Source organism: Nostoc sp. (genome assembly GCF_035638895.1).
Classification (GTDB): domain Bacteria; phylum Cyanobacteriota; class Cyanobacteriia; order Cyanobacteriales; family Nostocaceae; genus Nostoc.
In genome coordinates, this window is sequence record NZ_DASQZC010000211.1 from 14546 (window position 1) to 27295 (window position 12750).

The window sequence follows — 12750 nt, forward strand, 5'->3', positions numbered from 1 at the left end:
CCAGATATTAATTACCCAATAACCACTAATTCAGTGGGCATTGATTTGAGTAAATTTTAAAGGACAGTATTATAGTAAATCTGGAATTTAGCTGGGGATTCTACTTCAGTATTTGTTGCTTGAGATGTTATTTGCAAATTCTCCTGCATTGCTTGCATCTGTAGCATCATCTCTTTAATTTGTTTTTGCAACTCTTCAAATTCTGATGGCATAATTGCTGTTTGATTTACTTCACGAGCAGTAATTTCTTTGATATTGTTGGGATTTTCTTGAGCATAGCCAAGAAAAGTTTGGGCAGATGCAAACGCAGAAGTAGCAGCAATATCTCTGATAGTAGTATTTTGTTGAGTTGCAACCTTTAATACAGGATTTACTGGCTGTGCGTGTATCTGCGTTGGGGTTTGCGCTCCAATAGGTTGAGATGCAGTTACTGCATTTTTTGAGATGAGAGCTTGGTCAAAAGGTGCCTCGTCATCTAAAAAAGCGCTTAATCCAGAAATTTGCAATCGAGGCTCGGAAACTTGCCATTCTTTTAGTAATGTCTCTTTTTGCTGTAGATGTTGTTCTAGATTAGATAATTCCTGCTGAATTTTCGCTGATTTAAAAGAAGAATTTCGCCAACCACAGAAAGCAAGTGCTGAAATTCCAGACCCTATACTAAGTGCTGTTGCAAAAACTACGTAAGGGATAGCAATATCTCTAAGCTTGCCATAAAAAATAGGTTCTTCCTGAAATTTGATAGCAATTTGTTTATCGCCTAGTGTCGCCAGAGGAAATGACATTAAAGAAAATACACTTAGAGAAGCGATCACAGGTGGTAGTAAAAACTTTTGCAGTGCAGAAAGTGTCATATTCAGAAAGCTTTTGTCAAATAAAAGACTATGAGTAGATTCAGCAGATATAATTACCGCTAATAACATCTAGCTTGTATAGAGTTTTCACGGTCACTCAATGTGTGTACTGCCTTAGTATCTAAATTATTCTCTATACGAGAGATGTTCAATAGATAACTCATGAAGAACTCAGTAAATTACGTAAATTTTTTGTAAATTAAGCAACTATCGCAAATTATCTAAAGGGGAATGCAAAACATATATAGAAGTTTATACATATTATCAGGCTAAGATTTAGCGTTCTTGACTTCCACTATCCAATTTTTGCGGATACAGAAACAAAAGTAGCAAAGTATTGCTCTAGAATTACTAGGATGCACAAATGCATGGAAAGTTAGTTAAGTAATACAAAGAACAGTCAAATAAATGCATTGTAATTAGAGTGCAAATATTTATCGTCGGCTAAAAATCACATTTACAAAAATATTTTTTAGCTAAAGATGCTGTAAAAGCTCCTTACTCGTAAAAAGCATCATATATTTTTTTGCTGATTCGACTTAGATATTGTATTGCCCTACCAGAAAAGTAATAATAGTATGCAAGTTATCGATAAAAATAGATTAAAAACAGTGAGATTACATAAGCAATTACTGATATTTTCCCTCAGTCTAATAGTATTTCTAATAATTATCTTGACAAAGACACCTGCTAGTATTCAGCTAGATGCTGTTAGGGCTGAGACGCAAACATCGCTACCATTTTCAACAAGTGGTAGAACAATTGTTGATGCAAAAGGCAAGGTCGTACTGCTCAGAGGCGTTAATTGGTTTGGTATGGAAACTGATACGCACGCCCCTCACGGTTTATGGCAACGAGATTATAAAGAAATGCTGGCACAGATTAAAAACTTAGGATATAACGTCATCCGGTTACCTTATTCTGTAGCAGGATTGCGATCGCTTAATGTAAGTGGCATTGACTATACAATTGGCAGCAACCAAGAACTTGAAGGTAAAACCCCCTTGGAGGTAATGGACTTAGTTATTCAGGAAGCGGAACGTCAAGGATTGCTAATTCTGCTCGACAGCCACCGCCTCAACGACCAGCAAATTCCAGAATTGTGGTATGGAGACGGCTTTACAGAAGCAGACTGGATCGATACTTGGACAATGTTAGCAATCCGCTACAAGAATCAAACTAACGTTATTGGCGCAGACTTAAAAAATGAACCTCATGGGAAAGCTAGCTGGGGTGATAACAATATAAGTACTGACTGGCGACTAGCAGCAGAACGTGCAGGTAATGCGATTCTGGGCGTTAATCCTAATTGGCTAATTGTTGTTGAAGGAGTGGAAAACAATGTCCCTGGTCAAAAACTGCCACAGCATTGGCACGGTGGAAATTTAGAAGGTGTCAAACGCTATCCAGTACGTTTATCTCGTTCTAATAAGCTAGTCTATTCTCCTCATGAGTACGGCGCTGGGGTGTACAATCAGCCCTACTTTTCTGCTTCTAACTTTCCTAAGAATCTGATTTCTCGCTGGCAAATAGGATTTAACTATATCGCTAGTCAGAATATCGCTCCCATCTTGATTGGGGAGTTTGGGGGACGGCAAGTAGACTTAAATTCCAAAGAAGGTATTTGGCAAAATGAGTTGGTAAAATACATTCAAAAAAATAACTTGAGCTTTACTTACTGGAGTTGGAATCCTAATAGTAGTGATACAGGCGGAATTTTATTAGATGATTGGCAAAGTGTTGATCTACCCAAGCAGCAATTACTGTCCCAACTGCTCCCACCTGTACAAGTTCAACCGCCAGTTCAACTGAGTAATCCTCCTGTTTCCCCAACTCCTACTCCTTCTATCTCTCCAACGCCAACTCCTTCTGTCTCCCTATCTACTACTAGTACTGGTCAACTAAAAGTCACTACTGAGAGCAATTCCAACTGGGAGACTGGATTTTGTGTCAGCTTCAAAATTACAAATCAGGGTAATACCAAGGTGAATAACTGGCAACTGGCATTTAACATGAATCAAGCTAACATTAATAACTTTTGGAACGCAGATTTTAAACAGCAAGGAGCTATACAGTATGTAGTGGCTCCTTTGGATTGGGGAAAAACAATTGAACCAAATCAAGTACGGGATACTGGGTTTTGTGCCAACAAACTTGGTTCTGACTACCAACCGCAGCAGATTAGCGCCGTCTCGATTTGAAGTCAAAGTTAAAAGGCGAATTTGTCATGATAGGAGAAATCACCTATCCCATTAACCATTGAGTATTAACTCAGTACACAAGATGACTGAAGCAACAGCAACTCGTCCCAATACCCACGTCCAGGAAACCAGGCCAACAATTCATTACCTGGTGGCAATGTCCCAACCAGAAACCCATCTGTTTGAGGTGACTTTACGCCTTGTGGATTACCACTCGCCGATTCTCGATTTAAAACTACCAGTGTGGACACCCGGTTCCTACTTAGTCCGAGAATATGCCAAGAATTTACAGGATTTTGAGGCTTTTGCAGAGGGTAAGCCTCTACCTTTGCAGAAGATCAGTAAAAATCACTGGCAGGTAGATAAAAAGGATGTTTCAGAACTAACTGTACGTTACCGCATTTTTGCGAATGAGCTATCGGTAAGGACTAATCACTTAGATGCTACCCACGGTTATTTCAACGGTGCAGCACTATTTTTTAGAATAACTGGCTGGGAGAACCAACCCATTCGCGTTACTATCGTACTACCACGCCCGGAATGGCAAGTAACTACTGCCTTACCACCCGTTGTTGAGGAAAAAAATACTTTTTTGGCTGGCGATTTTGATACTCTTGTTGATACTCCCTTTGAGATTGGTTGCCACCAATTGTATAATTTTGAGGTTTTGGGAAAACCCCATGAACTGGCAATCTGGGGGCAAGGAAATTTCCAAGCCCAGCAGATAATTGCTGATATTCAAAAAATTATTCAGGTAGAAGCACAGATGTTCGGCGGTTTGCCATATCAACGATACGTGTTTCTACTACATTTATTTAGCCAAGCTTTTGGCGGTTTGGAGCATAAGGACTCTTGCTCCTTAATTTATCAGCGTTTTGGATTTCGCGCTCAAGATAAGTACAATCGCTTTATCCAATTGGTAGCACACGAGTTCTTTCACTTGTGGAATGTCAAGAGAATTCGCCCAAAAGCATTAGAGGTTTTTGATTACGACCAAGAAAATTACACACCATCATTATGGTTTTGTGAAGGCACTACTAGTTACTATGACTTGTTAATTCCTTTGCGGGCAGGAATTTATGATGTTCAATCGTATTTGAATAATTTGGGCAAAGAAATTACCAGATATGAAATGACACCGGGGCGCAAGATACAAACTGTTTCTGAGTCGAGTTTTGATGCCTGGATAAAACTCTACCGCCCGGATGCCAATAGTGGTAATTCCCAAATCTCGTACTATTTAAAGGGAGAAATGGTATCGTTGTTGCTGGATTTACTGATTCGCTCTACTCACAACAATCAGCGCTCCCTTGATGACGTGATGCTGAAAATGTGGCAGCAATTTGGGCAAGATGAAATTGGCTATACCCCAGAACAGTTACAGGAAGTTATCGAATCTGTTGCCGGAATTGATTTGACTGATTTCTTTAAACGCTACATTGATAATACTGATGATTTGCCTTTCAATCAGTATTTAGAACCCTTTGGCTTGCAGGTGGTAGCCGATCAGCAGGAAGAACCTTACTTGGGCGTGAGAATAAATACAGAGAATGGGCGGGAGATCGTTAAGTTTGTAGAGACTGGTTCACCTGCACAAGTAGGAGGAATCGATGCAGGTGATGAGTTGTTAGCAATTGATGGGATTAAGGTAACTGCGGGTGGCTTAAGCGATCGCCTGAAAGATTACCAACCAAACGATAAAATTGAAGTCGCAGTTTTCCACCAAGACGAACTCCGTACTTATTCCATCATCCTCGCTTCACCACATCCCACTCGGTATCAGGTAAAGCCTGTTGAGCATCCTAACTCCACACAAGAGCAAAACTTTGCTGGATGGCTTAGAGTAGCGATCACAACTGTTTGATAAAGGGATTGGGCATGGGGCATTGGTAAGAGGCAGAGGGGCAGTTCTTGCTGGCAGCAGAGGGGAAGAAGTAATTTTTATTCTTCCCCCCGCCCCCTGCTCCCCTGCTTCTTCCCCACTCCCTACTATCTAAGCTGTTCTCACCGCCCCAGAGTAAATCAAACCCCGTTGCAGATCCAGGGTTATAATCGCTCCATCCCGAATCGCCTGCGTTGCCTGCTTCACGCCGACAATCACTGGCACACCGAGACGCAACCCAATTACTGCTGCATGACTTGTAAGACTTTCTTCTTCCGTAATAATGCCCGCAGCTTTCCGAATTGCTTCCACAAAATCGGCACTAGTGCGGGGTGCAACCAATATGTCTCCAGGATTAAAGTTACTCACATCCATACCAGTATTGGCCACCCGTGCGCGACCACTTACTGAACCTTGTCCTAGTCCAATTCCGTGACCTAGTACTGCCGTCACCACCTCTACCTTAATCAAATCTGTAGAGCCAGAAATACCCTGGAGTGTGCCAGCGGTCATCACTACTAAATCTCCCTGAGACAGTAACTGAAGTTCTTGAGCCACGTTAATCGCAGCTTGAAATGTTTGACCAGTGGAAGGTAATCCTAGCACCAACAACGGTTTGACTCCCCACACCATCTGTAGCTGCCGCGCCACATTTACATGGGGTGTCACTGCCAAAATCGGTGTACGAGGACGAAACTTAGAGACATTGCGAGCTGTTGCCCCCGTTTGCGTTAGGGTCATGATTGCTGCTGCGCCTAGTTGTTCGGCAATTTGACCCACAGCTTGACTAATAGCATTGGGAATGGAGCGTCGGGCATCTCTCGAAGAACGTAAGTTTAAATGTTGGGATTCTTCCTGCTCCATCCGCTCGGCAATTCGTGCCATCGTCGCCACTGCTTCTACTGGGAAGCTACCCACAGCAGTTTCATTGGAGAGCATTACCGCGTCTGTGCCGTCTAAAATCGCATTAGCCACATCTGACACTTCAGCGCGAGTGGGACGGGGATTGCTCACCATGCTGTCTAACATTTGGGTAGCAGTAATGATGGGAATTCCCAAGCGATTTGCTGTAGCAATTAGCCGTTTTTGGAGTACAGGAACATCTTCTGCGGGCAATTCCACCCCTAAGTCGCCTCTGGCAACCATCACCCCATCACACAAAGCCAGAATCGCCTCCATTTGTTCAATGGCTTCGTGCTTTTCAATTTTGGCAACCACTGGCACTTGCTTGCCTGTACTGGAAATTAATTCTTTAATTTCGATCATGTCCTGGGGATTGCGGACAAAGGAAAGTGCCACCCAATCGACACCTTGATCTAGACCAAACATCAAATCCTCTCGGTCTTTGTCGGTCATTGCCTTAATTGACAGGTAAACGCCAGGAAAGTTTACGCCTTTGTTGTTAGAAAGTTTTCCAGGCACGGTGATCCGACAATGTAAATCACCTTTGTCTCGGTTAATCTCCTCGACTACCATTTCTACTCGTCCATCATCGAGGAGAATTTTTGCACCAACCGGGACTTCTTCGGCTAAATAATCGTAGGTGACGCAACTAATTTCCTGGCTGCCGACAACTGGACGATTTGTCAAGGTGAAGCGATCGCCTTTTGCCAAAACTATAGACCCGTTGTCAAACTTCCCCAAGCGAATTTTTGGGCCCTGCAAGTCTTGGAGAATAGCCACTGGCTGATTTAATTCAAAAGCGGTTTGCCGAATTAAGCGAATACTACGCTGATGGTCGGCATGAGTTCCGTGGGAGAAGTTTAGCCGCAGTGTCGTGGCTCCCGCTTCAATAATTGCCTTGAGCATTTCAGGACTGCTAGTGGCGGGGCCAATAGTAGCGACAATTTTTGTCCGGCGTAAAGAATCTCTTAATTGCATAGGGGCTGAAGTTAGGGAGCTATCTGGGAAGTCATCGTAACTTAAATGGCATCTCCTTTTCAGTCACTGCTATATCAATAGATATAAGCAGTTAGAGAGGGTTTATGGGAGAGTGGAGGCTGTGGGATAGACTAGATATAGTACATCAATCTTGTATCCATCCTTCCAACAAAGGAGTTTATCCCATAAACTTCTTGCCAATTGTCATACCCTACTTATCAGTAAAGATTAGTTCTTGTTTGGAATCATAGCGTTATTCATCTACTGATATACAAAGCTATGAATAAATATTGCTATACAAAACTTTACAAAATTTTATTCTTCCCTAATATTTATCGTATATTTGTAATGTTTGATTAAGAAGGAGTCAATGTTAGAGATGATCACATCGGAGGCACGAAAGCCACTGACAATCCCGCCAAAGGAATTTTTAGCGCCTCCTGGTGATTTCAATCCCACGCTACTGCTGTTTTTAGTAGCTGTAGCAATGCTGGTGTTATCTAACTTTGGTTACTGGCTTTGGGAATGGCCGCACTGGCTTTGCTTTAGCGTTAACACTATTGCTTTGCATTGTGCTGGGACAGTAATTCATGATGCTTGTCACCAATCAGCTCATCGCAACCGGGTAATGAATGCGATGTTAGGGCATGGCAGTGCATTGATGCTAGCTTTTGCTTTTCCAGTATTTACGCGGGTGCATTTACAGCATCATGGACATGTTAATCATCCCGAAGACGATCCAGATCATTATGTCTCTACGGGTGGCCCATTATGGCTGATTGCGGTGCGATTTTTGTACCACGAAGTGTTTTTCTTTCAACGGCGACTGTGGCGGAAATATGAGCTATTAGAATGGTTCATCAGCCGCTTAATTGTCGGTGTAATTGTTTATATATCAGTGCAATACCACTTTTTGGGTTACATTCTGAATTTTTGGTTTATACCAGCTTTTGTGGTGGGGATAGCACTGGGATTATTTTTTGACTATTTGCCCCATCGTCCTTTTGCGGAGCGCAATCGCTGGAAAAATGCTCGCGTCTACCCAAACAAAGTTCTCAATATCCTGATTATGGGACAAAATTACCACTTAATTCATCATTTGTGGCCTTCTATTCCTTGGTATAATTATCAGCCCGCATACTATGTGATGAAGCCCCTATTAGATGAAAAAGGATGTTATCAAACTTCAGGATTGTTGCAGAAAAAAGACTTTTTTGAGTTTGTTTATGACATCTTTCTAGGAATTCGGTTTCATCATCAAAAAGAATAGAGTTATTGCATAAAGCGATACCTACGGCGGGCTGCGCCAACGCGTCAAAAATCTCTGATTTCAACAACCACACCCGGAGCGATAGTTGCTAGGACAGGGCGAACACTGGGTATCAATGGAAGTAAATCAGGTAGGCGATTACTAGAGGCTACCAGAACAACGACCGCAACTCCAGCCTGTTGGAAGTTTTGCTGATATCGTAAGTTTTGGTCTGTTGTGAGGATAATCGTGAAACTCTCCTGGATTATCAGTTGCAACAGTTCGCCATTCTTTTTGCCTGACCATCCCATTTCTACAACTGTGCGTACCTCATAATCAGTGAGTTCACGTTTTAAAGGTCGTGCAACACACTCATCAAGCAGAATTCGCATAGGCGGTCAGCATTTCCTTTGCTAATTCGAGAGCGGCGATCGCTTGCTGACGGCTGACACTGGGAAAGTGATCTAAAAACTCATCCAGTGAGTCACCCGCTTCTAGATAATCGAGCAAGGTTTTTATCGGCACACGAGTACCAACAAAAACAGGGGTTCCCCCCAATATGTCGGGATAGCTATGAACAACACGCGATGTGGATGCCATATAGTTAGCTTGTCAGCTACAGACTACCTTCTGATCCTAACTCTCGTCGTCTCGTAAATCTCAGCATATATTTTATTCCCCCTTGCAAAGGGCGATCGCGAGAAAAATGCCCGCGTCTACTCCAACCCAATTCTCAATATTTTGATTATGGAACAGAATTACCACTTAATTCATCATTTGTGGTCTTCTATTTGCAACAAAACGTAATGTGCGATTACTGTCGTAATAGAAGTGATGCAATTACATAAAAAATTATTGGCAAAAAGTTAATTTATACAAAAAGTTAATTTATAGATATAGCATATAGTTTTTTTCCTAAAAGCTTTGATCACTAACCATAAGATGGTGTATAGTCTCTTGTTAACTAAATACAGAGAGATTCTGTCTATGATTCGAGATTTAGTGCAGGTACGCCAAACACCAGCTTCCATCATAGAAAATTGAAACTTATGAGAAAAGCTTGGCTACCATCTGCAAGTTATAATCTTTGGTCTTTATCAGATTCACGAGTGGGTCAAGAATTCTGGTTTTGTGATACGAAGCGAGGCTTTAACAAGGTTCGTCAGAAAGAGCCTCAAGTTAAAGCTCTCTTAGAAGACAATAAACATCAGCGAATTGGTAAATTAGCACAAGCGGGAATTTATGAATTTTATCAAAACCCCCAACTTTTGTCACAGTCTGAAGGTGTAGAAAAAGTTGCAGCTATTTTAAAACTCAATCAAGAGCCAGAAGAAGTTCAAGAGCGAATCATTGGTATTCTGAAGAACTATTGTAAAGAACCTATTTTAGTTGGCAAGAAAATCATTCAGTTGAGCAAAGGCGATGAGGGATTTCCTTCACCGATAATTATCCAAGAGGGTAATTATTCTTTCAATCTATATGCACCAACTGACTGCACTTTTAAACAGCCAGATGGTACTATTCATATTTTAGATTTCAAAACAGGTAAATCAGACTTTGACCGACGACAGGCTTATGTCTACCTGTTAGCAGCTAGCTATCTCTATCCACAACAACCATCTGTTGCCTCATTCTACAACTTAGAAACTGGCTTGATATCTGACATAATTACAGCCACTCCTGAACAACTCAAATTTGTGCAGATAGAGCTAGCAGATATAGCAAAGCGATATGAGCTTGAAAAAATGCATTATGGCGAAAACCCAAATGATTTTGCCAAAATATTTCCTCCCAATCCTGGTAGTGCCTGTAGGTACTGTACCTTTAATTCCATTTGTGAATTTTCTGTAAGTGAGGTTTCTAGGTGATTGCTACTGCAACTATTAGTCAAACAAAAGCTTTATCTTCTAGCGAGATTTTTCGTTTAAATTTTTCAAATCTTAATATAATGTGCTTTCAACTGAAACCTGATATCAAACATGAGGAAGGCATTAGTTTGAGTTTTCATCTTAGTCGGATTTTACCTCACATAGTCGTTATTTGGGATAAGCCATATTTTTATGCTATTGGTAAATCCAATAACTCTATGTCTCTGCGGGATTTTGGGCTAGAGTGGGAATCTATACTAGAACAAATTGCTGCGGAAGGAATAAAAGACTTTAGTGATCGCACTTGGCAGTTTCAAGAAGTTCCACTCACTAAAACAGTCTCAGCAAATGTTATTTCTCTACTAGCTTATCAGGTATTAAAGACATCTAAACCATATCCCTTTTCATCCATAACTGCTTTGTCTAAAAATGGTGTGCAAGTAAGACGTGAGGCAAAATTTTGGGCAGAACCTATCGAAATATATGGAACTTTACAACCAGCTATTACTTTAACAATGAAAAGTAAATTTTTGTTAACAAAAACTTTGGCTGAGTTCTATCTTAATCATCCTGAAAAGGATAATCTAGAGAAGCTTTTAATTGATCTGAATGTTCGCTCTATTTCTGGTGATATCCAAGGTAATGGTACTATCACCCAGCTTATTAAAGAACCTTCGTTAATACACAAGCAAAAACTTATTGAGAAAGCCACGAATGAAATTAGTAAGAAAGCTCTGCAAGATGAGCTATCTGATAAATTCCTGGTGGCTGTTAAATTTGGTAAAGGTAAAAAGCTGTATGAATATGGCATGACTGCTTTGCGTCCCTGCGTTACATCTGAAACAGCTAGTAGGTTTGGGGTTAATTGGGGAGAATTACTCAAGCAAACCAAAATTCTTTACAAAGAACGAACAAAATTATTAGTTATCTATAAAGAAGAAGCTGAAAACGCTTTAAATAATTATGGATTTGAGTTAGGACTCAGCATCAATAGCCGTCACTATCCAGAGTTGTTTTGGCAATCACAAGTTCCAATTGAAGATACACCCTTGCTATTTGGCAACGGAGTTATTAGCGCTCAAAGTAAAATTCTCACAGGTCTTTCTAGAGGTGGTGTTTACCGCCGCTATTATAAATTTTCTGACCCATCCAGACCAATTCGGATTACTGTTCTGAATCTTTGTGAGGTGGGGTTTGATAACTTTCTACAAAAACTTAAAGAACGGTTAAAAAGCTATAAATTTGAAAGCCTATTTGTTAGCAAATCAATATCGCTAAAAAACTTAAGTGATACACAGGCAAGAGCAAAAGTTGAGGAAGTAGTCAATGAATTAATGGAAATTAAACCTGAAATAGTTTTGGCGTTTTTGCCTCAGAGCGATCGTAACGCTGATGAGGAAGAGGGTGGTAGTCTTTATCACAAAATATATGATCTATTGCTTAGTCGCCAGATAGCTAGCCAGATGATTTATGAAGATACATTGAAAAATCCTGATTATTATAAAAATATTCTCAATCAGGTGGTTCCAGGAATTCTCGCCAAGCTAGGTAATTTACCTTTTGTTCTGGCTGAACCTCTAGAAATAGCCGACTGTTTCATTGGATTGGATATTTCCAGAGAGTCTAAAACAAAACTTTCTGGAACAATGAATGCTTGTGCTAGTATGCGTCTTTATGGGAAGCAAGGAGAATTTATTCGCTATCTGCTAAAAGATACTTTGATTCAAGGTGAAGAAATTCCTAAACAATTTCTAGAAGGACTGTTACCAAAAAAAGAATTTGAAGGAAAAATAGTACTGATTTATCGTGATGGGCGCTTTTGCGGACAAGAAGTTGCTAATCTCCTAGAATGGGCTGAAGCTATTGGCTGTAAATTGATATTAGTAGAGTGTAGAAAATCTGGTATTCCTCGACTATATAATTTTGTTAATAAAACTATAGCTGCACCAGAAAAAGGTTTAGCATTGCGTATTTCTTCTACTGAAGCAGTTTTGGTAACAACTGACGTAACTGAAAAGATGGGACTGGCTTATCCTTTACGCTTGACAGTTATCACTGGAAACCACCCAGCTTTAATTTCTCCTCCCATAGAACAGGTAGTTGAAACCACTTTAAAACTCACCTTGCTGCATTATGGAGCATTAAAAATGCCTCGCTTGCCAATGCCAGTATATGGAGCGCATAAGATGGCAAAACTGCGATTAAGGGGGATTTATCCAAGCAGTATGCTAGAGGGCGATTGCCAGTTTTGGCTGTAGAAATAACCTAAATATTTGTTAATACAATTCAGTTAGAGCCAAAAACTAAAAAGCACGTAGATTGTTCTTACCCAACAGCCTCTCGTCCAGTGAAGATTTTCCCATGCCAACAGCATCTTTTATGGTCAATACTAACGCACCGCTTTAAAATGCTGAACCTGTTTGACGTTTTCACAACTTGACTTGAAGTATTTTATCTTTACTTCATTGGCTGATTGGAGAGTGGCGTAGACGTAGGCCGTCATAGACATCGCTGCTTGACAAAATTACATCATGGTCAAGGCTAACCTTCAGAGTCAACTGAGTGCGATCGCAGAACAGTATCACTATTGTTACATTGTCGCATTAGGTTTGACTGCAATTGTCCAATAATGAAATGTTTCACGTCCAATCCGATCGCTATTCTCACGGTAGATTTTTCGCAAGCCTTCATAAAATGCTTGCGCTTCATTCTCCAATCCAAATGTTATTAAACACTTTAAGATACGGGTGATCCGAAGATAATTGTGGTTAAATCTACAGACCCATTCGCCTTTACGATTCGGATAGTCTTCTGACTG

At 40.7% G+C, this 12750-nt stretch carries 10 protein-coding genes and 1 pseudogene; 6 read left to right on the plus strand and 5 right to left on the minus strand.

Translation table 11 applies throughout. The features are described from left to right. Positions 1-56: 56 nt before the first annotated feature. On the minus strand, positions 57-851 hold the full coding sequence (locus VE944_RS10215) for a hypothetical protein (protein ID WP_324976113.1): 795 nt from the start codon (positions 849-851) through the stop codon (positions 57-59). 578 nt (positions 852-1429) lie between these two features. On the opposite strand from VE944_RS10215, the gene VE944_RS10220 reads away from it, so the two are divergent. Together VE944_RS10220 and VE944_RS10225 are read left to right on the plus strand one after the other, a co-directional pair. Beyond that, the gene (locus VE944_RS10220; RefSeq protein WP_324976116.1) at positions 1430-3052 is read left to right on the plus strand and encodes a cellulase family glycosylhydrolase; all 1623 of its coding nucleotides are present in this window, start codon (positions 1430-1432) and stop codon (positions 3050-3052) included. Between the two features lie 82 nt (positions 3053-3134). Next, a complete protein-coding gene (locus VE944_RS10225) occupies positions 3135-4916 on the plus strand; it encodes a M61 family metallopeptidase (protein ID WP_324976119.1) in 1782 nt (593 codons plus the stop codon). 129 nt (positions 4917-5045) lie between these two features. Here the strand turns inward: VE944_RS10225 and pyk are convergent, their stop codons facing one another. Continuing rightward, complete coding sequence (pyk, locus tag VE944_RS10230; protein ID WP_229555450.1) at positions 5046-6815, minus strand: pyruvate kinase; 1770 nt, start codon at positions 6813-6815, stop codon at positions 5046-5048. Positions 6816-7194: 379 nt separating this feature from the next. Here pyk and crtR point away from each other — a divergent pair, with 379 nt between their 5' ends. Continuing rightward, on the plus strand, positions 7195-8085 hold the full coding sequence (crtR, locus tag VE944_RS10235) for a beta-carotene hydroxylase (protein ID WP_324976137.1): 891 nt from the start codon (positions 7195-7197) through the stop codon (positions 8083-8085). Positions 8086-8129: 44 nt separating this feature from the next. Here the strand turns inward: crtR and VE944_RS10240 are convergent, their stop codons facing one another. Then, complete coding sequence (locus VE944_RS10240) at positions 8130-8456, minus strand: DUF5615 family PIN-like protein (RefSeq protein WP_324976123.1); 327 nt, start codon at positions 8454-8456, stop codon at positions 8130-8132. Continuing rightward, the gene (locus VE944_RS10245) at positions 8440-8664 is read right to left on the minus strand and encodes a DUF433 domain-containing protein (protein ID WP_324976126.1); all 225 of its coding nucleotides are present in this window, start codon (positions 8662-8664) and stop codon (positions 8440-8442) included. The genes VE944_RS10240 and VE944_RS10245 overlap by 17 nt, the downstream gene beginning before the upstream one ends. 78 nt (positions 8665-8742) lie before the next feature. Here VE944_RS10245 and VE944_RS10250 point away from each other — a divergent pair. The 3 genes and pseudogenes from VE944_RS10250 to VE944_RS10260 form a co-directional block, all read left to right on the plus strand. Continuing rightward, positions 8743-8856 (plus strand): annotated as a pseudogene (locus VE944_RS10250) (beta-carotene hydroxylase); the annotation flags it as partial. Positions 8857-9113: 257 nt separating this feature from the next. Beyond that, positions 9114-9932 (plus strand): PD-(D/E)XK nuclease family protein, encoded by an 819-nt coding sequence (locus VE944_RS10255; protein ID WP_324976129.1) that lies wholly within the window; start codon positions 9114-9116, stop codon positions 9930-9932. 80 nt (positions 9933-10012) lie between these two features. After that, positions 10013-12190, plus strand: a complete 2178-nt coding sequence (locus tag VE944_RS10260; protein ID WP_324976132.1) for a Piwi domain-containing protein — start codon at positions 10013-10015, stop codon at positions 12188-12190. A 332-nt stretch (positions 12191-12522) separates the two neighbouring features. Here the strand turns inward: VE944_RS10260 and VE944_RS10265 are convergent. Continuing rightward, positions 12523-12750: opioid growth factor receptor-related protein (locus VE944_RS10265; RefSeq protein ID WP_324976135.1), on the minus strand; the 228-nt coding region annotated here is incomplete at its 5' end.

What these genes read in the sequence shown, in the direction of transcription:
- VE944_RS10215 (WP_324976113.1), bottom strand. Translation starts at nt 851, where the DNA reads ATGACACTTTCTGCACTGCAAAAGTTTTTACTACCACCTGTGATCGCT.
- VE944_RS10220 (WP_324976116.1), top strand. Translation starts at nt 1,430, where the DNA reads ATGCAAGTTATCGATAAAAATAGATTAAAAACAGTGAGATTACATAAG.
- VE944_RS10225 (WP_324976119.1), top strand. Translation starts at nt 3,135, where the DNA reads ATGACTGAAGCAACAGCAACTCGTCCCAATACCCACGTCCAGGAAACC.
- pyk (WP_229555450.1), bottom strand. Translation starts at nt 6,815, where the DNA reads ATGCAATTAAGAGATTCTTTACGCCGGACAAAAATTGTCGCTACTATT.
- crtR (WP_324976137.1), top strand. Translation starts at nt 7,195, where the DNA reads ATGATCACATCGGAGGCACGAAAGCCACTGACAATCCCGCCAAAGGAA.
- VE944_RS10240 (WP_324976123.1), bottom strand. Translation starts at nt 8,456, where the DNA reads ATGCGAATTCTGCTTGATGAGTGTGTTGCACGACCTTTAAAACGTGAA.
- VE944_RS10245 (WP_324976126.1), bottom strand. Translation starts at nt 8,664, where the DNA reads ATGGCATCCACATCGCGTGTTGTTCATAGCTATCCCGACATATTGGGG.
- VE944_RS10255 (WP_324976129.1), top strand. Translation starts at nt 9,114, where the DNA reads ATGAGAAAAGCTTGGCTACCATCTGCAAGTTATAATCTTTGGTCTTTA.
- VE944_RS10260 (WP_324976132.1), top strand. Translation starts at nt 10,013, where the DNA reads ATGTGCTTTCAACTGAAACCTGATATCAAACATGAGGAAGGCATTAGT.